The organism is Bacillus songklensis, assembly GCF_042649685.1.
Classification (GTDB): domain Bacteria; phylum Bacillota; class Bacilli; order Bacillales; family Bacillaceae_H; genus Bacillus_BA; species Bacillus_BA songklensis.
Genome location: NZ_JBHRZT010000073.1, coordinates 1 through 23,610 on the forward strand (window position 1 = coordinate 1; position 23,610 = coordinate 23,610).

Consider the following 23,610-nt stretch of genomic DNA (forward strand, 5'->3'; position numbering starts at 1 on the left):
GACATCGACGTTGTCACAGGACGTGACGTTCTTAGTCGATGTTCCTTACTCTAATAAAAAGAATTAACGTTGACGTTTGTTTGTTCAGTTTTCAAAGAACTTCATTGTCTCAAAGCGACTTCTTTATATTATCACTTATGTCTCCATGTGTCAACATCTTTTTTACCTTGTTTATAACTACCGGTTTATCTGTTGCTGACTTTTAATATGATACTAGATTTTGATAAAAAGTCAATATTTTTTAAAAATAATTTTATATTAAGTGAAATAAACATATAAAAACCATGTACAGACATGGTTTTTATATGACTTCATCAATATACAAATCCACATGTTGCAGTAGATTAACAAAGTTATTATTATTTTCCATCTTAATTAAAGGTCTAATGGGATTTTGAGGATTAATAAATACAATTTCACCTATCTCATTGTTAGTCAGCCTCACTTTTGTCCCTACTGAAAAATTGCTAATTGCTTTTATAAGAGCCTGTACGTATTGTATATCAAATTTGCCAAAACTATCTTGAGTCATTTCCTCTAATACTTTAAATGGAGACTGTTTCTTTCTGTATACTCTTTCTGACGTCATAGCATGGTATACATCAGCTACTGCAAGGATTTGACTGAAAGTATGGATTTTAGCTTGTCCGATCTTTAATGGATAGCCACTTCCATCCATACGTTCGTGATGTTGCAAAATAGCTAGTTTACTTTCATGATTTAATGTTGAGATGTTTTTGACCATTTGATAACTGTAAATGGGGTGTTTTTTAATTTCCTCATATTCATCTTTGGATAATGTGCCCTTCTTTAGTGTAATGCTTGGATTGATTTTACACATTCCGCAATCAATCAAGAAGCCGGCTATCGCCAGTTGAATGCATTCTCCTTTTGATAACCCTATGTTCCTGCCTATTAAATTAGCAATTAAACTTACCGCTACTGGATGTTGATATATATACGCTTCTTTCGTGCTGTAATGATGAAGCGAAAAGATTTGGTATAGATAGTGGTTGGCTCCTTCAAGTAAAGGTAACAGAATTTCCCTGATTTGGCCGATTTGAATAATAGCTCCTCTTCCCCAATCTAAGTACATCTCTTTATAGTGTTCACTTACTTGTAAATACTGGGATATAAAGGACCCATCCATCTCCCTTCTCAAGGACACCTCTTGTTTTTCCGAAGATGCTTCTTGTTCTGAAACCAACTTAGCTACCTGAACCTCTATTTCCTTTACTAAATAAGCCTTGAGAACTTGAATTAATTCATTTGTAATAACAGTATTTTTACGGATAATGACCTGGTTACGATTTACAACGACATCTTCTAATAAAATATATCCTTCTTTTATTTGATTTACTCGCGCTTTCAAGGGGACGCCCTCCACAAACAAATTCATCCAGTTTCTATTCTTTATTTTACCAAATGGCTATATGGAACGCTAATTCATTTTTAATTCATAAAATGCTACAAGAAAAAGGAGCGCAAATTGCACTCCTTTTCGTCTTATTCTTTCACTACTGTATCTGGTTCATCCTTCTCATCGTGTTCGCCTTCTTCAATCTCTTCCGGCTGTACCTTTGCTACAGTAGACACATATTCATTTTCATCTAAACGAATCAGTTTAACTCCTTGTGTGTTACGTCCCATTTGAGAGACTTCTTTTGCCGATACTCTAATCAATACTCCATTTACTGTAATCACCATGATGTCATCATCAGAAGTGACAGATTTTAAAGCCACAATCACTCCATTTTTTTCTGTTATGTTACATGTTATTAATCCTTTTCCACCACGTGACTGCAGACGATATTCAGAAATTGGAGTTCGTTTTCCGTATCCATTTCTTGTCACAATCAAAATGTCTTCCCCTTCTTCCGAAATCTCCATCCCTATTACTTCGTCATCTTCGCCCAATGTAATTCCCTTTACTCCTGTTGCTGTACGGCCCATTGCACGGACGTCTGTTTCAGGGAACCGGATAAGCATACCCTGTTTTGTACCGATGAGAATATCTTTCGTTCCATCCGTCATTCTTACAGATATTAACTCATCATCTTCTTTTAAACCTAGAGCAATTAACCCGCTTGTACGAATATTTTCAAAAGAGGATAAGGAAGTTCTCTTTGAAATTCCCTTCTTGGTTGTAAAGAAAAGGTAAGAATCTTCATCGAATACCTCGACCGGGATAATAGCATTTATCCATTCGTCTTTTTCTACTTCCAGCAAGTTAATGATTGGAAGTCCTTTAGCAGTTCGGCTGTACTCTGGAATATCATATCCTTTTGTACGGTATACTTTACCTTTATTCGTAAAGAATAAAATTGTATCATGGGTGGATGTTGTTAGCAGTTGTTCAACAAAATCATCTTCATGTGTATTCATCCCCTGTATACCTCGGCCGCCACGTTTCTGACTGCGGTAAGTAGATACAGGCAATCTTTTAATATAACCATTATGGGTTAGAGTGATGACAATATTTTGACGAGGAATTAAGTCCTCATCTTCAATTGTTTCTACTCCTCCCATTACAATTTCTGTTCTTCTTTCATCATTGAATTTTTCTTTAATCTCTTCAAGTTCCTGACGAATAATTTCAAGAACTTTTTCCTCATCAGCTAAAATAGCTTTCAATTCAGCAATTAATTTCACTAACGATTGATATTCATCTTCAATCTTTTCGCGTTCTAATCCCGTTAGACGTTGAAGACGCATGTCGAGAATAGCCTGCGCTTGCTTTTCAGACAGTGAAAATTGCGTCATCAATCCCTCTTTTGCCATTTCTGTTGTTTGAGAGTTGCGGATAAGGGTAATGACTTCATCTAAGTGATCTAAGGCAATACGCAAACCTTCTAAAATATGGGCTCGAGCTTCTGCTTTACGGAGTTCGAATTCTGTACGACGACGGATAACAACTACTTGATGATCTAAATAGTATTTCAAACATTCCTTAAGGTTCAATACTTTTGGCTGTCCTTCTACAAGGGCTAACGTGTTAATACCGAAGCTTGTTTGAAGGGCCGTTTGTTTATAAAGATTATTTAGTAAAACATTCGCATTTGCATCACGTCGAACTTCAATAACGATTCTCATCCCGTTTCGGTCTGATTCGTCACGCAAATCTGTGATCCCTTCAATTTTCTTATCACGTACAAGTTCAGCAATCTTTTCAATCAATTTGGCTTTATTCACCTGGTACGGAAGCTCTGTCACAATGATGGACTGTTTTCCATTGTTTCTTTCCTCAATCTCTACTTTTGCACGTAAAGTAATAGAACCTCTTCCTGTTTCATATGCCTTACGGATACCGCTTCTCCCAAGGATCTGACCTGCTGTTGGAAAGTCTGGACCTGGAATGTATTCCATTAATTCTGCGATTGTGATCTCAGGGTTTCGGCTAACCGCCAACACCCCATCAATAACTTCCCCTAATTGGTGAGGAGGAATATTGGTTGCCATCCCTACGGCAATTCCTGAAGAACCGTTTACAAGCAGGTTCGGAAATCTAGAAGGCAGGACGACTGGTTCTTTTTCTGATCCATCATAGTTATCTTGATAATCAATCGTGTCTTTATTGATATCTCTTAATAGTTCCATAGAGATTTTAGACATTCTCGCTTCCGTATAACGCATAGCAGCTGCTGCATCCCCATCGACAGATCCAAAGTTTCCGTGACCGTCCACCAGCATATATCGATAACTGAAGTCTTGAGCCATACGTACCATTGTGTCATAGACAGCTGAATCACCGTGCGGATGGTATTTACCAATAACCTCTCCAACGATACGCGCTGATTTTTTATATGGTTTGTCAGCTGTCATTCCCAGATCATTCATGGCATATAAAATACGTCTGTGTACAGGTTTTAAACCATCTCGCACGTCGGGTAAAGCACGAGAAACAATAACACTCATCGCATAATCTAAAAACGACGATTTCATTTCTTGGCTAATATTTATTTCTTTAATTTGAGGATTTTTATTTTCTTCCATATCAGGGAACCTCCTTTACGAAGTTCATTTTAGAATTAAGTTAAAATAAACTCACATATGTAAAGACAGGATAGAATGTTTCTATCCTGCATTTATCTGTTAAATATCTAGATTTTTTACATATTTAGCATTTTCCTCGATGAAATTTCTTCTTGGCTCTACTTTATCGCCCATTAAAATTTCAAACGTTTCATCCGCTTCAATCGCATCCTGCAAATTAACTTGAAGCAAAGTGCGTGTCTCAGGGTCCATCGTTGTTTCCCAAAGCTGCTCCGGATTCATTTCTCCTAAACCTTTGTAGCGTTGGATACCCGGCTTTTGGTTTTCTGAGAAGGTGCTCAAGATTTCCTCGAGCTGCCGGTCATTATAGGCATATTCCACTCGTTTACCTTGTGAAATCTTATAGAGAGGAGGCTGGGCAATGTAAATATAGCCATGCTCGAGAATCTCCCTCATATAACGGTAGAAGAATGTTAATAATAGAGTACGGATATGAGCACCGTCTACATCGGCGTCTGTCATAATAACGACTTTATGATAGCGGGCTTTTGTAATATCAAAATCTTCGCCAATTCCCGTGCCCAGTGCCGTAATAATAGTCCGAATCTCATTATTTGATAAGATTTTATCTAAACGGGCTTTCTCTACATTGATGATTTTTCCACGAAGAGGAAGAATGGCTTGGAAATGACGATCACGGCCTTGCTTTGCTGATCCTCCTGCAGAGTCACCCTCTACTACATAAAGCTCACTAATGGAAGGATCTTTGGATGAACAATCGGCTAGTTTACCAGGTAAGCTCGAGATCTCTAATGCGCTTTTTCTGCGAGTTAACTCTCTTGCTTTTTTAGCTGCCAAACGCGCTCTTGCGGCCATGACACCTTTATCAATAATCTTTTTGGCTACATTAGGGTTTTCAAGTAAAAACTTCTCAAATCGCTCAGCAAAAACAGAATCTGTAATTGTACGTGCCTCACTGTTCCCCAGCTTTGTTTTCGTTTGTCCTTCAAACTGCGGATCAGGATGTTTAATGGAAATGATAGCTGTTAAGCCCTCACGTACATCTTCCCCTGTCAGATTGGCGTCACTTTCTTTAAACACATTATGTTTGCGGGCATAATCATTGATTACACGCGTCAATGCGGTCTTAAATCCTGCTTCATGCGTTCCACCTTCGTACGTATGAATGTTATTAGCAAATGAGTAGATATTGCTCGTATAGCTGTCGTTATACTGAAGCGCAATCTCAACAGAGATACCGTCTCTTGCCCCCTCCATATAAATTGGCTCTTCATGAACAACTTCCTTAGAGCGATTTAAATGTTCGACATAAGATTTAATACCACCCTCATAGTGATACTCATTTTGTTTATTTTCGACACGCTTATCCTTAATGGTGATCTTGATTCCCTTGTTCAAGAAAGCCAGTTCCCGCAAGCGATTGGCCAGAATATCATATTCATATTCTAACGTTTCGGTAAAAATCTCTCCATCCGGCTTAAAATGAACAGTTGTTCCTGTTTGTTCTGTTTCCCCAATTATTTTTAAATCCTCACAAGGAACACCCCGTTCAAATTTTTGATAATGGATATGACCGTCACGGTGAACATATACTTCTAAGAAAGTAGACAATGCGTTAACGACGGAAGCACCAACACCGTGCAGCCCCCCCGATACTTTGTATCCGCCGCCGCCAAATTTACCGCCGGCGTGAAGAACCGTCATGATTACTTCTACCGCAGGTCTGCCCATTTTTTCTTGTATACCTACAGGGATACCACGACCATTATCCTTTACTGTAATACTGTTATCTTCTTCGATACTCACATTGATCTCATCGCAATAGCCTGCCAATGCTTCGTCAATACTGTTATCAACAATTTCCCATACGAGGTGATGCAATCCTTTTGAACTGGTTGACCCAATATACATACCTGGGCGCTTACGAACCGCTTCCAATCCTTCTAAAACTTGAATTTGCTCTGCCTCATATGATGGATTTTGTATTTCCTTTTGATCCATTGCCAACTGTATCACCTACACTTTTTATTAAAAACTACTTACAGTGGTTTCTTATCTCATGAATGTATATAATCTCTTCTTAAGCGTCTGTGAAGCAAAAGGAGAATAGTAAATATCATGGGTTGTTACAACGATTGATTTCACGTTCTTTAAATCGATATTCGTTGATAAGGAGAGAGAAGTGAGATTTTCTGCTGAAGTCACAAACACATCTTTATCCAGAATGGCCACAATATCTCTTTGCTGAACGATGAGATCATCTCCAATATAAATAAGCAATGTTACACCTCATTTAATCTTTTTAATCTCTCCTGCCACCACTTGATAAGTTGCTGCTTGTTTTAACGTATCATGATCGATGCCATCAATATTAGTCGTCGTCACAAATGTTTGGACTTTCCCCTGAATCGTATTCAACAAATGAGATTGACGGTAATCATCCAACTCTGATAGAACGTCATCTAGTAAGAGAATGGGGTATTCCCCGATTTCTGAGTGAATAAGTTCAATTTCCGCTAACTTTAGTGACAAAGCTGTCGTCCGCTGCTGTCCTTGTGAACCAAATGTTTGGACATCTTTCTCATTCACGTAAAAAGCCAAATCATCTCGGTGAGGACCAATCAGGGTGACTCCTCTATCAATTTCTCTATTTTTAATTTTATCAAATTTTTCGTAGTATGCTTCTATCATTTTCGACAACTCTTCATTTTCTGATACATCTATTGAGTTTTTATACTCAATTTTTAACGTTTCCAGTCCCCTGCTGATCCCATTGTGGATGGGTTCAGCCCATTGTTGAAGAAGCTGTAAGAATTCAAACCTCTTTTTTAAGATTTTCGCTGCCGTCTCACTTAATTGTATTGTAAGAATGTCTAAAAAAGATTGATCAGTTTGTTTTCTTAATTGAAGCTGCTTTAAATATTGATTGCGTTGGTGCAAAATCTTTTGATAGCGTGTTAAGTCATGCATATAAATGGGTGAGACTTGTCCGATTTCCATATCGATAAAACGTCTTCTTACTTGAGGACTGCCTTTTACTAAATTCAAATCTTCTGGAGCAAACATAACTGTATTCATGGCTCCAATATACTGACTTAATCTTTGCTGTTCAATATAATTATGTTTTGCTTTCTTCCCTTTTTTAGAAACAACCAACTCTAATGTGAAAGGCCCGCTTTTCCGCTCCAACTCTCCTGTAATCTTAGCATATTCCTCATCCCAATTAATGAGTTCTTTATCGTTGGATGTCCGATGGGACTTGGCCATAGACAGCACAAAGATCGATTCCATGATGTTTGTTTTTCCTTGGGCGTTCTCACCCAGGATGACATTTACTTTATTTTCAAAAGTAATGTCTGCTTTTTTATAATTACGATAGTTAACTAATGCAAGATTTTTTATATACAAACAATCACCAACTTTAACCTACCACAATAAATGAACCTACATTCGGAATAGACACTTCATCGTTAGGTTTTAATTTGCGGCCGCGTCGGTTTTCCGGTTCACCATTTACGTATACCTCATGTTCACTTAAAAACCACTTCGCCATGCCGCCGCTTTGAATAACATCTGCTAGCTTTAAAAACTGTCCTAACGTAATCGTTTCGGTAGAAATGTGGATTTGTTCTGGCATATTCTTCTCTCACTTTCTAATCGTGTATCTTATATATTTTACTAAATAAAACGATTAAAGAAAAGAAAGCTACTAGAACCCTTGCTAGTAGCTTTCCGGCATATTCATCAGTAAGTCCGTACAGGTAAAATGAGCTGAAGCATGGAGTCATCTTCAACTGTACGAATCACAAACGGTCTCATAGCCCCAGTAAAGTAAACAGTGATTTCAGATCCTTCTAAGGCTTTTAACGCATCTAACATATATTTTGCACTAAATGAGATTTTTAATTCTTCTCCCTCTATGGATATACTCTGTACTTCTTCAATAACCTTCCCAATTTCAGGAGAGTTAGAAGAAACTTCGATAACGCCTTCTGGTAAAGTTGAGAGCTTTACTACATTGTTACGGCCTTCACGTGCTAATAATGAGGCACGGTCAATAGCCTGTAAAAACTCTTTAACGTTCAACGTTACAGCTGTTTTGCTCTCATTTGGAATCAAGCGTGAAGTATCCGGGTAATTCCCATCAAGTAAACGAGAGAAAAATAAAAGATGTTTTGTTTTAAAGAGAACTTGATTTTCTGTAATAACGATATCTACTAAATCATTTGAATCATCTAAGATTTTACTGAACTCGCTTAAGCTCTTCCCTGGAATGACTACATTGTACTGCGCATCATTTTCCAATTCAACTGTTGCCTTTCTTAGGGCAAGTCGGTGGCTGTCCGTGGCAATACAGGTTAATTGCTTTCCTTCAACCCTCCAGTTTACACCTGTCAAGATGGGGCGTGTTTCTGAGGTGGACACAGCAAATACCGTTTGTCGAATCATGTTCTTGAAAAGATCAGCAGGAATTTTAAAAATATTTTCTTCCTCAATTTGTGGTAAATGTGGATATTCTTCTGCATCTAATCCGTTAAGATTGAATTCAGCTTTACCAGATCGGATCACCGTTAAAAAGTGATTTTGCACCTCTATCTGTACCGTTTCCTTTGGAAGTTTTTTAACGATTTCGCTAAAGAAACGAGCTGGAAGTACTACACTTCCTCTTCTTTCCAACTCTACAATCCCTTTTCCTTCATCTTCTGCTGGAATAAAAGATTCAATGGAAATATCAGAATCGCTCCCTGTTAATGTAACTCCCTCTTCAGAAGCTACCATTTTAATCCCGGTCAAAATAGGAATAGTAGTTCTTGAAGAGACGGCTTTCATAACATCTTGAACGCTTTGAACTAAATAATCTTTTTGAATCGTGAATTTCATGAAAGTTCCTCCCTGATTTAACCTTCTAAATGAGAGATACTATATTATTTTATAATAAAAAAATAGTATTAGTAGTAATAAGGCTTGTGGAAATGTGGATAAGTTAACTAGAACCCTGAAAACACAGTCTATCCACATGTGGATAGACTGTGTATAAAATCAATTTATTTATTCACATTATCCCAAAAACTTTATAATCACTGAAGAGAATCACTGATTTCTTTGATTTGTCTTTGTAATTGGCTATCTGTTTGAATAAGTTTTGAGATTTTCTCGTGAGCATGAATGACGGTTGTATGATCCCTTCCCCCGAACTCTTCACCAATTTTGGGAAGAGAGCAATCAGTTAGCTCTCGTGATAAATACATCGCAATCTGACGAGGGAAAGCAACGGACTTTGTACGTTTTTTAGCTTTGAAGTCCTCCAACTTAATATTAAAGTGCTGGCCTACTGTTCGCTGAATGTCATGGATGGTAATCACTCTTGGCTTGGAACTTGGGATGATATCTTTTAAAGCTTCTGCAGCAAGATCGGCATTAATATCTTTATTAATAAGTGAGGAATATGCCACTACGCGAATTAGAGCTCCCTCTAACTCACGAATATTGGAATCAATTTGATTGGCAATATAAAGCATCACTTCATTTGGAATAACCAAACCGTCAGCCTTGGCCTTTTTCCTCAAAATGGCGATACGAGTTTCCAGATCAGGAGGAGTAATATCCGTAATTAACCCCCATTCAAAGCGGGAGCGAAGACGATCTTCCAATGTTGGGATTTCTTTTGGCGGTCGGTCACTTGATATGACAATCTGTTTGCTTTCTTCGTGAAGTGTATTGAAAGTATGAAAAAATTCCTCTTGGGTTTGTTCTTTTCCGGCTAAAAATTGAATATCATCAATTAAAAGAACATCGACATTTCGGTATTTATTTCTAAATTCAACTGCTTTGTTGTCGCGGATAGAATTAATAAACTCATTCGTGAATTTTTCAGATGACAAGTAGACGACCTTAGCTGAAGGGTTATGGTCAAGCACGTAGTGACCAATGGCATGCATTAAGTGCGTTTTCCCTAACCCGACTCCACCATAGATAAATAAAGGATTGTATGCTTTTGCCGGAGCTTCCGCTACAGCTAGTGATGCTGCATGAGCGAAGCGATTTCCTGATCCAATCACAAACGTGTCGAATGTATATTTTGGGTTTAGCATATTTTGAGGGAGCTCATTTGCTTCTTCTTTTTTTACCTTTTTTCTCGGTGTGTGCATTTCAAACTCTTCTTCAGCCTGATTTTGAGGAATAATAAATTTCACTGCTAACTCTTCACCTGTTAAGTCATATAAGGTTTCAGATATTAAATTAGAATATCTGGATTCTAGCCAATCTCTGGCAAAATCATTTGGAGCAGTGATAATAAGCATATCCCCTTGAAGAGAATGAGCCTTTGTTGATTTTAACCATGTTTCAAAACTGGGTTTACTCAACTTTTTTTCAATTTCACCTAAGGCTTTATTCCACAAATCCGAAATATTCTCCAATGCGATCCCTCCTTACATAGCTATATTTATCGTTGCTTGTACAACTTTTGTACAACGCCGAATTATCGATGAATAATATCCCATGAATAAAATATTGTATAAATGTGAATAAATATATATTATAGAAGAAATGCGACTATTCGACAGTATCCACAATTTATAGAATCGTATTTATAAACAAAGTGAATATGATGTCCACATTTTATCCACAAATTGTGGATAAAGATGCTTTGTGGAAAAGTTGTTAAGAGTGAAAACAAAAATATAATATCAAAGAAAATCAATAGTTGCAATGAAATTTAAAAACTTATCCACAAGAACTACAAATTGTGTAGAAAAGTTTTCCACAACACAAGATAATGTGTATGATTTGTCGATAAAAGTTGTGGATTTTGAAAAAAGTCGAAAAAACTTATCCACAACCGCTTGTTTTGACGATTTTATATTGAAAAAGATGAACAACATTTAGTTTGTAGAAGAGATGCTTAGAGGAAAAAAAGGAAAGAAAAACTTCCAAAAAGGGTTTGAAAAAAGACGAGAATTCTGATATTGTGTAACATGGGTTCAATAGTTATTTGGCCTTTTTTTGTTATTTAGATTGACATAACCACGGATTTTTCATTATAATTTTTAAGACTGTCTTTTTCAGATATTCCTCGGGGAGGTGTTTTATAGATGAAACGCACTTATCAACCTAATAAACGTAAGCGCAGTAAAGTACACGGTTTTCGTAGCCGTATGAGCACTGCAAACGGACGTAAAGTTTTAGCACGTCGTCGTCGTAAAGGAAGAAAAGTATTATCAGCGTAGGCCACTGAAACGTCAGTGGTCTTTTTTTCAACTATATAATCTGTCTTGTTCGCCTCCTTATTACATAGCTTTTCTATCTACGTGCTGAAAAAGAACAGGAGATGTTGGGATGAAGAAAGAATATCGTATAAAGAAAAATCAAGAGTTCCAAGCTGTCTTTAAAAAGGGTAAATCTTTTGCCAATCGGCAATTTGTTGTTTACGCATTGGACAAACCAGATCAGTTACATTTTCGGATTGGTTTATCTGTTGGCAAGAAAATTGGCAATGCTGTGACAAGAAATCGGGTCAAACGTCTGATTCGACAAGTAATTTTCGAGTTTTCTAACGATCTTGATCAGAAAAAAGATTATATTGTCATTGCAAGAATGCCGGCAGCTGATATGTCATATGAAGAAGTGAAAAAAAGCTTAGCGCATGCTTTGCGTAAAGCGAAAGTTCTGAAAAAAGCAGCTCATTGAATAAGGAAAAGGAGTTTCTTTCCTACTTCTATTGTTTTTTATTTAATCCTTATAAATGGGTTTTGTATAAAATTGTCTTCAATTTGGAAGAAAGAGAGGAGTTCATATGAGGAGAAAATTCTTATTTGGGATGTTACTCGTGTTACTCATCGCATTCATGGCGGGATGTACACAAGTAAATGAACCGATTACTCCTGAAAGTAAAGGGGTCTGGAATGAATATGTCGTCTATCCGCTTTCCATGTTAATTGTTTATGTTGCTGAGTTGTTTGGGAATAGTTATGGATTGTCTATTATTATTGTTACCATCTTAGTTCGTTTGCTTATCTTACCGCTAATGATTAAACAAACGAAAAGTTCAAAGTCCATGCAAGCGCTTCAACCTGAACTTCAAAGACTAAGGGAAAAATACGGTTCAAAAGACGCGAAAACACAGCAGAAATTACAGCAAGAAACGATGGAACTCTTCCAAAAACATGGGGTAAATCCGTTGGCAGGCTGCTTACCGTTAGTGGTTCAGATGCCCATTCTAATAGGATTTTTCCATGCCATCACTCGTACAAAAGAGATTGCGACCCAGAACTTTCTTTGGTTTGATTTAGGAGAAGCGGATCCTTACTTCATTCTTCCGCTTGCTGCGGGAGCTACCACTTTTATTCAGCAAAAAATGATGATGGCTGGTACAGAAAACCAAAATCCGCAAATGGCTATGATGTTGTGGTTAATGCCGATTATGATTATTATCTTTGCTATCAACTTCCCAGCGGCTCTTTCCTTGTACTGGGTAGTAGGGAACATCTTCATGATTGCTCAAACTTACTTTATTAAAAGTCCTGAATTAAAAACGGCAGCTCATGAAGTAGGTGGAGTGAAAAAGTGAACAAAGTAACAGCTACAGGTCATGATATAGAGGAAGCTATCAAAAAAGGATTAAATATGTTAAACATTTCGCGGGAGAAAGCCGATATTAACGTGATTGATGAAGGGAAGAGAGGATTTCTCGGCTTATGGAAATCGCGTCCCGCTGTTGTGGAAATCGAGAAAGTGATCAATCCTGCTGAAGAAGCTGCTAATTTCTTTAAGGCTGTTGCTGATGAAATGGGTGTTCAAGTGAAGGTAGAAATCTCGAAAAGGGGAAAGTATTGTGATCTTTATTTGAGCGGAGATGACATCGGGATCTTAATAGGGAAAAGAGGCCAAACCATCAATGCTTTACAGCTCTTAACACAGCTTGTAGCAAATCGTTATTCTAATCAGTATTTAAATATTACGTTAAATCCGGAAGGGTATCGCGATCGACGCAAAGAAACATTAGAAAACTTGGCGAAAAAGCTGGCTGTTCAAGTTTCAAAAACGTCTAAAAGCGTTACTCTTGAACCGATGCCTGCACATGAACGAAAAATTATTCACCATACCTTAAAAAAACATCCTTTAGTTCGGACAGCATCTATTGAAGAAGGACCTAAACGAAGAATTGTGATTGAACCTATTTCCCGCTAAAAAGCTCCAGGCATTCCCTGGAGCTTTTTTCTATTCTTTTTTCCTTAAGAGAGTAGAATAGAATATAATTGTTATTCACATGTTGATAAGTTACAATAATGATTGCTGTTTTAAGATGGAACTGTGAATAACTTTTGTCATTTCGGTAAAGAAGTGAGCAGAATGGCAGGGTGATCTGTTTCTTCTGTTTACTTAAAAAATATGGTATGCTAAGAAGTTAGGAATATCTAACAATTTTTTGTTTTCATTTATGGAAAAGTGTAAACGATAATGAATAAGGAAAAAACATAAAAAGAACGTTGTCGTTTTAATAAATTTGCACATGTTTTTGAAAAGAGGTGAAAGAAATATGTTAGATTTTGATACAATTGCTGCGATTTCTACTCCGATGGGAGAGGGAGCGATTGCAATCGTTCGTCTCAGTGGTGATAGAGCCATTTCAATCGCTGATCATATTTTTAAAAGTCCGTCAGGGAAGAGCCTTTTAGAAGTCCCTTCACATACGATTCATTACGGGCATCTTATTGACCCAAAATCCAATCAGACAATTGAAGAGGTTATGGTTTCCCTTATGAAAGGACCTAAAACTTTTACACGAGAAGACGTCGTAGAGATTAACTGTCATGGCGGAATGGCCTCGGTCAATCGAGTGTTACAGTTAGTATTGGCCAATGGGGCACGGTTAGCGGAACCTGGTGAATTTACAAAACGGGCCTTTTTAAATGGAAGAATTGACTTATCACAGGCAGAGGCAGTAATGGACTTGATCCGAGCTAAAACGGATAAAGCCATGAACATTGCCCTCAATCAGATGGAAGGCCGTTTGTCTAACCTTGTCCGGAAGTTAAGACAGGAAATTTTAGAGACGTTAGCACACGTAGAAGTAAATATTGATTACCCGGAATATGATGATGTGGAAGAAATGACACATAGTATGCTGATTGAAAAGGCGACAAAAGTAAGGGACGAAATCGAAAAGCTTTTGCGAACCTCTCATCAAGGGAAAATTTTACGTGAAGGACTGGCAACTGTTATTGTAGGTAGACCTAATGTTGGTAAATCATCTTTGTTAAATAGTCTCGTACAAGATACAAAAGCCATTGTCACAGACATACCGGGAACGACTCGGGATGTAATTGAAGAATATGTGAATGTAAGGGGCGTACCATTACGATTAATTGATACAGCAGGAATAAGGGAAACGGAAGACATCGTTGAGCGTATTGGGGTGGAACGTTCCCGCCAATACTTAAAGCAAGCGGATTTAATTTTACTTGTTTTAAATTATCATGATGACTTAACGAGGGAAGACGAACAGTTATTCGAAGCTGTCAAAGGAATGGATTTCATTGTGATTGTCAATAAAACCGATCTTCCGCAAACAATTGATATGGAGAGAGTAAAAGAACTCGCAGGAGAACATCCGATTGTCACTACTTCTCTGTTGGAAGAGAGAGGAATCGATGAATTAGAAGAAGCGATTGCTTTGTTATTCTTTGAAGGATCGGTAGAAGCGCAAGACTTAACATACGTATCCAATACCCGTCATATCGCTCTCTTAACTCAAGCCAAACAAGCGATTGAAGAGGCGTTATCAGGAATTGAAAATGGCGTCCCCATTGATATTGTGCAAATTGACTTGACAAGAACATGGGAGTTGCTTGGCGAAATTATCGGAGAAGCAGTACATGAAAGTCTAATCGATCAGCTGTTTTCGCAATTTTGTTTAGGAAAATAAAAGGAGGTAGACTCATGGCTTATCAATATGATGCCGGTAGTTATGATGTCATTGTCATCGGTGCTGGGCATGCGGGCTGTGAAGCGGCTCTAGCTTCTGCAAGAATGGGAGCTAAAACGCTAGTTTTAACCATTAATTTAGATATGGTGGCATTTATGCCTTGTAACCCTTCAGTAGGGGGTCCCGCCAAAGGAATTGTAGTACGTGAAATCGACGCTTTAGGTGGGGAAATGGGCAAAAATATCGACAAAACCTATATCCAAATGAGAATGTTAAACACTGGAAAGGGGCCGGCAGTTCGTGCTTTACGCGCCCAAGCTGATAAACTTTTATATCAACATGAAATGAAAAAAACACTCGAAAATGAGGCAAATCTAACTCTTATGCAAGGAATGGTCGAACGCCTTGTAGTAGAAGATGGTGTATGTAAGGGGGTTATCACCCAAACGGGAGCCAAATATGAAGCAAAAACAGTTGTCATCACAACGGGAACGTTTTTGCGTGGTGAGATTATTTTAGGACAATTAAAATATTCCAGCGGTCCAAATAATCAACAGCCGTCCATTAAGTTATCCGAACATTTGCAAGAACTTGGTTTTGATTTAGTACGCTTTAAAACAGGAACGCCTCCTCGTGTAAATAGTCATACTATTGATTACAGCAAAACAGAAATCCAACCCGGAGATGACGTTCCTCGAGCATTTTCTTATGAAACAACCAAGTATATTACAGATCAACTTCCATGTTGGTTAACATATACAAGCGAGAAAACACACCAAATCATTGATGAGAATTTGCACCTTTCTCCAATGTATTCGGGCATGATCAAAGGAACGGGTCCGCGTTATTGTCCGTCTATTGAAGACAAAATTGTCCGTTTTAATGATAAACCTCGCCATCAAATTTTCTTGGAGCCGGAAGGCCGTAATACAGAAGAAGTATACGTGCAAGGACTGTCCACAAGTCTGCCGGAGGATGTTCAACGTAAAATCTTGTCTACTATTCCTGGTCTTGAAAATGTACAAATGATGCGTGCCGGTTATGCGATTGAATACGATGCCATTGTGCCTACTCAGTTATGGCCGACGTTAGAAACGAAGGTTGTCAAAAATCTTTATACAGCAGGACAAATTAACGGTACATCCGGGTATGAGGAAGCCGCAGGACAAGGATTGATGGCAGGTATCAATGCAGCATGTAATGCCATTGGAAAAGAGGAAGTGATCTTAGGCCGTTCTGATGCTTATATAGGAGTACTCATTGATGATCTGGTAACGAAAGGTACAAATGAGCCTTATCGTCTATTAACTTCTAGAGCGGAATACCGATTATTACTACGTCACGATAATGCTGATTTACGCTTGACTGATATTGGTTATAAACTAGGTCTAATCTCGGAGGAACGCTATGCTCGGTTCCAAGCGAAAAAAGAGCAAATCGAGGAGGAAAAGCAGCGACTACATTCTGTGATTATAAAACCTACTGCTGAAGTACAACAACTAATTCGCGAAGCGGGCGGAACAGAATTGAAAGACGGTATTCGTGCATTTGATTTGTTGAAACGTCCTGAAATGACCTATGAACATGTGTACCAATTAGCTCCGGCTGAAGTCGAAGTTGATAAGGAAGTAGCAGAGCAAGTAGAGATCCAAATTAAATATGAAGGCTATATTCAAAAGTCACTTCAGCAAGTAGATCGCTTGAAGAAACTTGAAGATAAGAAAATTCCGGAAAACATTGATTATGATGCAATCAATGGGTTAGCGACAGAAGCAAAACAAAAATTAAAGCAAGTTCGCCCGCTTACAGTAGCTCAGGCTTCACGTATTTCGGGTGTCAATCCAGCGGATGTTTCCATATTACTTGTATATATTGAACAAGGGCGTATCGCTAAAATTTCAGGTTAATCAATTGGGAATAACTGAGACAACGAAAGGGATTGCAAATGAATAAAGAACAATTTATGAAGCTTCTTAAAGCGAAAGGAATCGAGCTTTCTGATAAGCAGATGGAACAGTTTGATGTGTATTATGGGACATTGGTGGAATGGAACGAGAAGATGAACCTAACAGCCATCACAGATTATGAAGAAGTATTGGAGAAGCACTTTTTTGATTCCGTTTCTCCTTCATTCTTTTTTGACTTTTCAAAAGTTCAACATATATGTGATGTGGGAGCGGGAGCCGGTTTTCCGAGTATTCCTTTAAAAATTTGCTTTCCTCATTTACATGTGAGCATCGTAGATTCGCTTCAAAAACGGATCACGTTCTTATCTCATTTGGTAGATAAATTGAAGTTAGACAATGTTCATTTATATCATGACCGGGCGGAAACATTCGGCAAAAATCCATCTTATCGTGAAAGTTTTGATGTTGTAACGGCAAGAGCTGTGGCGAGAATTTCGGTTCTAAACGAGTTTTGCCTGCCGCTCGTGAAAGAAAAAGGAATGTTCATCGCCATGAAGGGGGCTTCTGCATTAGAAGAGTTAGAAGCTGGCAAAAAATCAATGAAGTTATTGGGCGGCGAACTTCAATGGGTAGAACAATTTTACCTACCACTTGAAAAAAGTGAACGTCATATTATGGGGATTAAGAAGGTACAAAAAACGCCTAAAAAATATCCCCGTAAACCGGGAACACCTTTAAAAATGCCGATTGAATAAAATGAAATTTCAATCGATGAGAGAGGTTAATGCTTTTTAGAAAGGAAGATGATACACCAATGTTTCAGGTGGAACATTGGTGTCTCCTTTTCATTTTCTTAAGATGAAAAAGCAGGAAATAAAGCAAAAACATCGAAATAATATGGTGGGATTTTCCTGAAGGTGGTGTAGGACTATGAAATCTGCTTTCTCACGCTTTTTTAATTTAAAGGAAAAAAACGAGGTAGAACCAGAGGTAGAACCAGAGGTAGAAGTATTAGAAGAGAAAGTCATCAAAGAAGAAGTGAAGCAAATACCCGTTTTGAGTATTATACCGAATCGCTATCAGCCGCGTACTGTATTTAATGAACATAAGATTCAAGAACTGGCTCTTACTATTCGAACTCACGGGATTATTCAACCAATTGTTGTAAGAGAAATAGAAGATGGTCTGTATGAGTTAATTGCCGGGGAAAGAAGATGGCGTGCGGTTCAAACACTGGAATGGAAGACTATACCGGCTATCGTCAAACAACTAGATGATACGGAAACAGCTTCAGTTGCCCTAATTGAAAATCTTCAAAGAGAAGAATTAACCGCAATTGAAGAAGCAATCGCTTATGCCAAATTAATTGAACTACATAATTTAACCCAAGAAGCACTCGCGCAACGATTAGGTAAAGGGCAATCTACCGTTGCCAATAAGCTCCGTTTGTTGAAATTACCTGAGCCGATTCAAGAGTCAATTAAACAAAAACAAATTACAGAACGACATGCTCGTGCCCTGATTCCTTTAAAGAGTGAAGAAAAGCAGCTAGTGATTTTACAGGAGATTCTTGAAAAACAACTTAATGTAAAGCAAACAGAGGAAAGGGTAGCAAGGCTGTTAGAAGAGCAGGTCGTAAAACCTAGACCAAAGAGAAAGTCACTTAGTAAAGATGCAAGGATTGCCCTTAACACTATCCGTCAATCGTTATCAATGGTAACGGACAGCGGTATTTCAGTGGATTCTTTAGAAGAAGAATTCGAAGATTACTACCAAATTACAATTAAAGTTCCTAAAAAATCATAGTATACAGTTTTGTCCTCATCTGAAAATATGGTGAGGTTTTTTATAATAAGACAAAAAATTCTAAAAATTCATGATAAAATAGAGAGAAGTAGATTTCATGTAAAATGAGGGTGGGTGACACCGTGGGTAAAATCATCGCTATTGCCAATCAAAAAGGTGGAGTTGGAAAAACTACCACGGCGGTTAACTTAGGGGCATGTTTAGCTTATCAAGGAAAAAAGGTATTATTAGTGGATGCTGATCCTCAAGGGAACGCTACAAGCGGTGTAGGGATTTCTAAATCGGATGTGGATTTTTGTATTTATAATGTCATTGTAGAAGATATCGATACAAAAGAGGTGATATACCCGACTTCTGTAGAAGGATTAGGAATTATTCCTGCCACCATTCAGTTGGCAGGAGCGGAAATTGAATTGGTATCAACCATGTCTCGAGAAGTGCGTTTAAAACGAGCATTAGAGATTGTAAAGGATCAATTCGATTATATTGTTATAGATTGTCCTCCATCTCTAGGGTTATTGACTATTAATGCTTTAACGGCTTCGGACTCTGTACTTATTCCTGTACAGTGTGAATATTACGCTTTAGAGGGATTAAGCCAGCTGCTTAATACGATTCGTCTTGTTCAAAAACATTTGAATTCCAACTTGCGCATTGAAGGTGTATTATTAACTATGTTAGATGCGAGAACCAATTTGGGTCTGCAAGTCATCCAGGAAGTGAAGAAGTATTTTCAAGATCGGGTGTATCAAACGATTATTCCGAGAAATGTTCGTTTGAGTGAAGCACCTAGCCATGGAGAACCTGTTATTTTATATGATCCAAAATCTCGTGGAGCTGAAGTTTATACGGAGCTTGCAAAGGAAGTGATGTATAGTGGCGAAAGGATTAGGGAAGGGAATTAATGCTTTATTTGCAGGATTAGAATTACAAACAGAAGAACCTGTTCGAGAGATAGATATTCGAGAGTTAAGACCTAATCCATATCAACCTCGTAAAATTTTCAACCAAGAAGCAATCGAAGAATTAAAACAATCCATTCTCCAACATGGTATTTTACAGCCAATCGTTGTAAGAAAAAGTATTAAAGGCTATGAAATTGTAGTAGGAGAAAGAAGATTTCGCGCAGCAAAAGAAGCGAAATTAAAAACCGTTCCAATTATCGTCAGGGATCTATCAGAGAAGCAAATGATGGAGCTTGCTTTATTGGAGAATTTACAAAGAGAAGACTTAACACCTATTGAGGAAGCTCTTGCTTATCAAATGCTGATTAAACAGTTAAATATTACACAAGAGCAGCTTGCTGCCCGTCTGGGAAAAAGTCGGCCTCATATTGCCAATCATTTGCGCTTGTTGAATCTTCCTGAATCCATTCAACAATTAATCTCCAAGAGTCAATTATCTATGGGGCATGGACGTGCTCTACTCAGCCTAAAGGACAAAGAGGGTCTCACATCAGTGGCCCAAAAAGCATTAAAAGAAGGATGGAATGTTCGTCAACTAGAGCAGCATATTGCCCAGTTGAATCATCATGTTCCACGTGAAACAAAGAACAAGCAAGAAAAAGATATATTCATTAAGGAAACGGAATCTGTTTTACGTGAAAGTTTTGGAACATCCGTGACGATTAAACAAAGCAAAACAAAAGGGAAAATTGAAATTGAATTTTTCTCTAAAGAAGATTTAGAACGATTGTTGGATTTATTTCAAGCAATCCCTTCCAAACATGAATAATCTCTAAAATCTCTTTACAATTTAGTGAAGAGATTTTTTTATGCTTTGTACTTTCCTAAACGATAAAACAAAGGAGGGGTCTTCTCCTCTTTTGGGAAAAGTTGTCCGGCTTGTATGATACTTTCAGCAATTAAGTCGGCCATCTTCATGACTAAATAAAGACGAGTATTTTGAAGAACAAAAAACTCCATAAACCCGCTTACATTGACAATTCCCGTCATATGAATGTCTCCTACAGGGGGCAAATCTTTATTCACACCAGCTCCAGGCTTAACCGGCCCCATTCCGATGGAAACTGTTCCAATGTTTTTCATTTTCCCTAAACAGGCATCAATACCAATCACAAAAGGGTTTTGATGAAAACGGTAAATCTGCTTTAAAGTATCTTTTAAATTCACTGCATGAATAGGTTCTTCTAATGTCCCATATACATGAAAAGGGGAAATGTTTCGTTCTGAAAGTTTTGTACCTACTAAGGGTCCCAGAGAATCACCGGTTGAACGGTCTGTACCGATGCAAACGATGACGATTGGTCTATGAACAGAAGATGGTAGTAATGATATCAAGTGTCGGCTTAATAGCTGGGAAGCTTGTTCGCTATCAAGGGATACCCTTATGTTTTGTTTTTGGTTGTCTAAAAGAGAAGATTTTAGATTCATAGAGTTCACCTCTTTTACATAGTAGTAACAGTATACGAAGAAGAGACATTTTCTATACACACTTATTGGAAAAACTTTACCCCAACTAAATCTTTCGGGTAATGCCTTTGTTTTTTCTAAGCAATTAAGAAAGGTTTTTCTATTAGTTAAAAAAATTGGAGGGGCTAAGATGTGGCGGTCGGGTTTAAAGTGGATGTTTTTAATCATGGGGACGATGATTGGAGCCGGATATGCTTCAGGGAGAGAGTTATGGCAATTTTTTGGGGAAGAGAGCGGACTAGCCATTTTATTATTTACTATCATCTTTTCCGTAGCTTGCTATGTCATTATGATGATCAGCTATGAGCAAAAAACACAACATTTTCAGCCTGTCTTACGGGTCCTTATAGGGGAAAAATGGTCTTTTCTTTACGATATCCTCATTCTTTTCTATTTGTTTACTACCACAGTCGTGATGATTGCAGGGGGAGGAGCTACGTTGCAAACTTTTCATATTCCTTATAGTTTCGGGATCACTGTTTTTTCAGCTTTAGTAGCATTAATCTTTGTAAAAGGAATAAAAGGAATGATACAAGTAAATTCCATTGTGATTCCCTTTTTAATTATGGGACTTATTTCGATTTTAATCATTTTCATGTTTCAAAATGGAAAGCCCTGGGCTTTGCAATGGACTTCGCAGGCAAACTGGCCGGCAGCTTTTACTTTCACAGCTTTGAACATTCTGCCGCTTGTAGCAGTAATTGCTGCAATTGGAAGAGAAATTAAAAGCAAAAGAGAAATCAAAATTGCCAGCATTGGAAGTGGAGTCTTGCTTGGACTAATTTCGTTTATTTATAACGAATCATTGATGCAAGTAGCCCGTGAGCTGCCTTTATATGAAATTCCTCTTTTTGCCATCTTGAAATATTTTCCTTACACAATGTTGATTATGATGACTTGTTTATTGCTAATTGCGATTTACACTACAGCTATTTCGGGAGTGTTGGGGATTGTTACAAGAATCAATTATCTGCAGTATCGACTCCCTCTCTGGCTGATGGCTTGCCTCCTTCTACTGCTGATGATTCCATTCACATATATTGGTTTTTCCAAGCTGATTGCCATATTATATCCTATTTATGGATTATTAAATCTATATTTGCTGACAGCCATCCTTCTTTATCCTTTTGTGAATCGCTACAAATGACAATCAAAACTTGTTAAAATGAAAAAGCAAGTTTGATTATGGGTGAAAAAAGGATGGTAAAGAATAGTGTGGTCATTATCGAAAGTATGGGACTCAATGGTGAATTATCTATCAAATGAGCAATTTTGGACACAAGTGGGCGAAAGCATTGTGAAAATCATTTTGATCTTAGTGTTGGCGACTTTTTTTATCAAGCTTGGAAAAGTTGCACTTCATAAGGTTTTTGAAGTAAGGAAAAAAAGTCCGATTCGGATTTCAGAACGTCGGGAAGCAACGCTCATGAAATTACTGCAAAATGTTTTAACATATGTAGTTTATTTCGTAGCATTTATGATGATTCTTGAGGCGATGACGATAGATGTTAAGGCCTTGCTTGCAGGGGCGGGAATTGTGGGACTTGCTGTTGGATTTGGAGCCCAAAATCTAGTGCGCGACATTATTACAGGGTTCTTTATTATTTTTGAGGACCAGTTTTCAGTCGGTGACTATGTACGGGTTGGCGCTTTTGAGGGAACAGTTGAAGAAATCGGTCTTCGCACCACCAAGATAAAAAGTTGGACAGGTGAATTGAATATCCTGCCAAACGGGAGTATTGTAGAGGTGACGAACTTTTCCATTCATAATAGTATAGCTTTCGTTGATGTAAGCATCGCTTATGAAGAGGATATTACAAAAGCAGAACAAATCATTGATGAATTACTGCAGGAATTACCAGATAGATATGAAGACATGGTGAAACCTCCGGAATTATTAGGAGTGCAAAATGTAGTAGGGACCGAAGTCGTCATGCGCATTGTCAGTGAAGTGAAACCGATGAAACAGTGGAATATTGCGAGGATGATTCGAAAAGAAGTAAAGGCAAGGCTGGATCAACATGGAATTGAAATTCCTTTCCCTCGTATGGTGATGTATAACGGCACAAGGGAAAAATCCTCGAAAAAGGAGAATATACAACGTTCCGAGTGAGGAATAAAATGAAACTTCACTTGATAGGAATCATCCCCTAACGAGTGTTAGTTGAGTTAATGGGGCTCTTACGGGCAGTTTTATCCTCAATTAGCTTTGCTTGAAGCAAAAGGCTTATTGCTCATTAGAGCGGGATAAATAACAGGAAAGGAGTTAAATTATGGCGAATAAAGAATTTGGACTATTTGATGTGGTAGAAATGAAAAAACCGCATCCGTGTGGAGTAAATCGCTGGAAAATCATTCGGATGGGCATGGATGTACGAATTAAATGTGAAGGTTGTACACATAGCGTCATGTTGCCAAGGAGAGAGTTTGAGCGAAAAATGAAAAAGGTGTTAGTGAAGCATGAGGAATAAACTCATGCTTTTTTTCTTATCATGTTTTATACTAAAAAACAAAATAAAGAAAG

At 37.9% G+C, this 23,610-nt stretch carries 22 protein-coding genes; 13 read left to right on the forward strand and 9 right to left on the reverse strand.

The window, feature by feature from the left end; all coding sequences use genetic code 11:
• Nucleotides 1–301: 301 nt before the first annotated feature.
• The 8 genes from ACFOU2_RS23245 to dnaA all read right to left on the reverse strand — a co-directional run bounded on the left by ACFOU2_RS23245 (nt 302) and on the right by dnaA (nt 10,433).
• Nucleotides 302–1,372, reverse strand: coding sequence for an HD-GYP domain-containing protein (locus ACFOU2_RS23245; RefSeq protein ID WP_377918713.1), 1,071 nt, complete (start codon nt 1,370–1,372; stop codon nt 302–304).
• A gap of 134 nt (nt 1,373–1,506) precedes the next feature.
• Nucleotides 1,507–3,993 (reverse strand): DNA gyrase subunit A, encoded by a 2,487-nt coding sequence (gene gyrA, locus ACFOU2_RS23250; RefSeq protein WP_377918714.1) that lies wholly within the window; start codon nt 3,991–3,993, stop codon nt 1,507–1,509.
• 99 nt (nt 3,994–4,092) lie between these two features.
• Entirely contained in the window at nt 4,093–6,015 is a 1,923-nt protein-coding gene (gyrB, locus tag ACFOU2_RS23255; protein ID WP_377918715.1) for a DNA topoisomerase (ATP-hydrolyzing) subunit B, read from the reverse strand.
• Nucleotides 6,016–6,066: 51 nt separating this feature from the next.
• Nucleotides 6,067–6,294, reverse strand: coding sequence for an extracellular matrix regulator RemB (gene remB, locus ACFOU2_RS23260; protein WP_377918716.1), 228 nt, complete (start codon nt 6,292–6,294; stop codon nt 6,067–6,069).
• A gap of 9 nt (nt 6,295–6,303) precedes the next feature.
• The gene (gene recF / locus ACFOU2_RS23265) at nt 6,304–7,422 is read right to left on the reverse strand and encodes a DNA replication/repair protein RecF (RefSeq protein WP_377918717.1); all 1,119 of its coding nucleotides are present in this window, start codon (nt 7,420–7,422) and stop codon (nt 6,304–6,306) included.
• Nucleotides 7,423–7,435: 13 nt separating this feature from the next.
• Complete coding sequence (gene yaaA / locus ACFOU2_RS23270) at nt 7,436–7,651, reverse strand: S4 domain-containing protein YaaA (RefSeq protein WP_377918718.1); 216 nt, start codon at nt 7,649–7,651, stop codon at nt 7,436–7,438.
• A 107-nt stretch (nt 7,652–7,758) separates the two neighbouring features.
• Nucleotides 7,759–8,895, reverse strand: a complete 1,137-nt coding sequence (gene dnaN / locus ACFOU2_RS23275) for a DNA polymerase III subunit beta (protein ID WP_377918719.1) — start codon at nt 8,893–8,895, stop codon at nt 7,759–7,761.
• Nucleotides 8,896–9,092: 197 nt separating this feature from the next.
• A complete protein-coding gene (dnaA, locus tag ACFOU2_RS23280) occupies nt 9,093–10,433 on the reverse strand; it encodes a chromosomal replication initiator protein DnaA (RefSeq protein WP_377918720.1) in 1,341 nt (446 codons plus the stop codon).
• Between the two features lie 675 nt (nt 10,434–11,108).
• Between dnaA and rpmH the strand changes: the two genes are divergently transcribed.
• The 10 genes from rpmH to ACFOU2_RS23330 all read left to right on the forward strand — a co-directional run bounded on the left by rpmH (nt 11,109) and on the right by ACFOU2_RS23330 (nt 20,388).
• Complete coding sequence (rpmH, locus tag ACFOU2_RS23285; protein WP_028395838.1) at nt 11,109–11,243, forward strand: 50S ribosomal protein L34; 135 nt, start codon at nt 11,109–11,111, stop codon at nt 11,241–11,243.
• 109 nt (nt 11,244–11,352) lie between these two features.
• Nucleotides 11,353–11,703, forward strand: a complete 351-nt coding sequence (rnpA, locus tag ACFOU2_RS23290) for a ribonuclease P protein component (RefSeq protein ID WP_377918721.1) — start codon at nt 11,353–11,355, stop codon at nt 11,701–11,703.
• Nucleotides 11,704–11,809: 106 nt separating this feature from the next.
• Nucleotides 11,810–12,583 carry a YidC family membrane integrase SpoIIIJ gene (spoIIIJ, locus tag ACFOU2_RS23295; protein WP_377918722.1) on the forward strand — a complete coding sequence of 258 codons (774 nt, stop codon included), beginning with the start codon at nt 11,810–11,812 and terminating at the stop codon, nt 12,581–12,583.
• On the forward strand, nt 12,580–13,203 hold the full coding sequence (jag, locus tag ACFOU2_RS23300) for an RNA-binding cell elongation regulator Jag/EloR (protein ID WP_377918723.1): 624 nt from the start codon (nt 12,580–12,582) through the stop codon (nt 13,201–13,203). The genes spoIIIJ and jag overlap by 4 nt, the downstream gene beginning before the upstream one ends.
• A 349-nt stretch (nt 13,204–13,552) precedes the next feature.
• Nucleotides 13,553–14,941, forward strand: a complete 1,389-nt coding sequence (gene mnmE / locus ACFOU2_RS23305) for a tRNA uridine-5-carboxymethylaminomethyl(34) synthesis GTPase MnmE (RefSeq protein ID WP_377918724.1) — start codon at nt 13,553–13,555, stop codon at nt 14,939–14,941.
• A gap of 14 nt (nt 14,942–14,955) precedes the next feature.
• A complete protein-coding gene (gene mnmG, locus ACFOU2_RS23310) occupies nt 14,956–16,848 on the forward strand; it encodes a tRNA uridine-5-carboxymethylaminomethyl(34) synthesis enzyme MnmG (protein WP_377918725.1) in 1,893 nt (630 codons plus the stop codon).
• Nucleotides 16,849–16,886: 38 nt separating this feature from the next.
• Nucleotides 16,887–17,603, forward strand: coding sequence for a 16S rRNA (guanine(527)-N(7))-methyltransferase RsmG (rsmG, locus tag ACFOU2_RS23315; protein WP_377918726.1), 717 nt, complete (start codon nt 16,887–16,889; stop codon nt 17,601–17,603).
• 175 nt (nt 17,604–17,778) lie between these two features.
• Entirely contained in the window at nt 17,779–18,654 is an 876-nt protein-coding gene (noc, locus tag ACFOU2_RS23320) for a nucleoid occlusion protein (RefSeq protein ID WP_377918727.1), read from the forward strand.
• 122 nt (nt 18,655–18,776) lie between these two features.
• Nucleotides 18,777–19,559 (forward strand): ParA family protein, encoded by a 783-nt coding sequence (locus ACFOU2_RS23325; protein ID WP_377918728.1) that lies wholly within the window; start codon nt 18,777–18,779, stop codon nt 19,557–19,559.
• On the forward strand, nt 19,531–20,388 hold the full coding sequence (locus tag ACFOU2_RS23330) for a ParB/RepB/Spo0J family partition protein (protein WP_377918729.1): 858 nt from the start codon (nt 19,531–19,533) through the stop codon (nt 20,386–20,388). Before ACFOU2_RS23325 ends, ACFOU2_RS23330 begins: the two co-directional genes overlap by 29 nt.
• Before the next feature lie 38 nt (nt 20,389–20,426).
• On the opposite strand, the gene yyaC is transcribed toward ACFOU2_RS23330, so the two are convergent.
• A complete protein-coding gene (gene yyaC / locus ACFOU2_RS23335; RefSeq protein ID WP_377918730.1) occupies nt 20,427–21,047 on the reverse strand; it encodes a spore protease YyaC in 621 nt (206 codons plus the stop codon).
• 169 nt (nt 21,048–21,216) lie between these two features.
• Here yyaC and ACFOU2_RS23340 point away from each other — a divergent pair, with 169 nt between their 5' ends.
• The 3 genes from ACFOU2_RS23340 to ACFOU2_RS23350 all read left to right on the forward strand — a co-directional run bounded on the left by ACFOU2_RS23340 (nt 21,217) and on the right by ACFOU2_RS23350 (nt 23,557).
• Entirely contained in the window at nt 21,217–22,233 is a 1,017-nt protein-coding gene (locus ACFOU2_RS23340) for a YkvI family membrane protein (RefSeq protein WP_377918731.1), read from the forward strand.
• Between the two features lie 66 nt (nt 22,234–22,299).
• Nucleotides 22,300–23,199 carry a mechanosensitive ion channel family protein gene (locus ACFOU2_RS23345; RefSeq protein WP_377918732.1) on the forward strand — a complete coding sequence of 300 codons (900 nt, stop codon included), beginning with the start codon at nt 22,300–22,302 and terminating at the stop codon, nt 23,197–23,199.
• Between the two features lie 160 nt (nt 23,200–23,359).
• Complete coding sequence (locus tag ACFOU2_RS23350; RefSeq protein WP_377918733.1) at nt 23,360–23,557, forward strand: DUF951 domain-containing protein; 198 nt, start codon at nt 23,360–23,362, stop codon at nt 23,555–23,557.
• Nucleotides 23,558–23,610 lie beyond the last annotated feature (53 nt).

Excerpts from the sequence above, each read along its gene's own strand:
- rpmH (WP_028395838.1), top strand. The coding sequence starts at position 11,109 with ATGAAACGCACTTATCAACCTAATAAACGTAAGCGCAGTAAAGTACAC.
- ACFOU2_RS23350 (WP_377918733.1), top strand. The coding sequence starts at position 23,360 with ATGGCGAATAAAGAATTTGGACTATTTGATGTGGTAGAAATGAAAAAA.
- rsmG (WP_377918726.1), top strand. The coding sequence starts at position 16,887 with ATGAATAAAGAACAATTTATGAAGCTTCTTAAAGCGAAAGGAATCGAG.
- noc (WP_377918727.1), top strand. The coding sequence starts at position 17,779 with ATGAAATCTGCTTTCTCACGCTTTTTTAATTTAAAGGAAAAAAACGAG.
- gyrA (WP_377918714.1), bottom strand. The coding sequence starts at position 3,993 with ATGGAAGAAAATAAAAATCCTCAAATTAAAGAAATAAATATTAGCCAA.
- spoIIIJ (WP_377918722.1), top strand. The coding sequence starts at position 11,810 with ATGAGGAGAAAATTCTTATTTGGGATGTTACTCGTGTTACTCATCGCA.
- dnaN (WP_377918719.1), bottom strand. The coding sequence starts at position 8,895 with ATGAAATTCACGATTCAAAAAGATTATTTAGTTCAAAGCGTTCAAGAT.
- ACFOU2_RS23340 (WP_377918731.1), top strand. The coding sequence starts at position 21,217 with ATGTGGCGGTCGGGTTTAAAGTGGATGTTTTTAATCATGGGGACGATG.
- yaaA (WP_377918718.1), bottom strand. The coding sequence starts at position 7,651 with ATGCCAGAACAAATCCACATTTCTACCGAAACGATTACGTTAGGACAG.
- mnmG (WP_377918725.1), top strand. The coding sequence starts at position 14,956 with ATGGCTTATCAATATGATGCCGGTAGTTATGATGTCATTGTCATCGGT.
- rnpA (WP_377918721.1), top strand. The coding sequence starts at position 11,353 with ATGAAGAAAGAATATCGTATAAAGAAAAATCAAGAGTTCCAAGCTGTC.
- yyaC (WP_377918730.1), bottom strand. The coding sequence starts at position 21,047 with ATGAATCTAAAATCTTCTCTTTTAGACAACCAAAAACAAAACATAAGG.
- gyrB (WP_377918715.1), bottom strand. The coding sequence starts at position 6,015 with ATGGATCAAAAGGAAATACAAAATCCATCATATGAGGCAGAGCAAATT.
- mnmE (WP_377918724.1), top strand. The coding sequence starts at position 13,553 with ATGTTAGATTTTGATACAATTGCTGCGATTTCTACTCCGATGGGAGAG.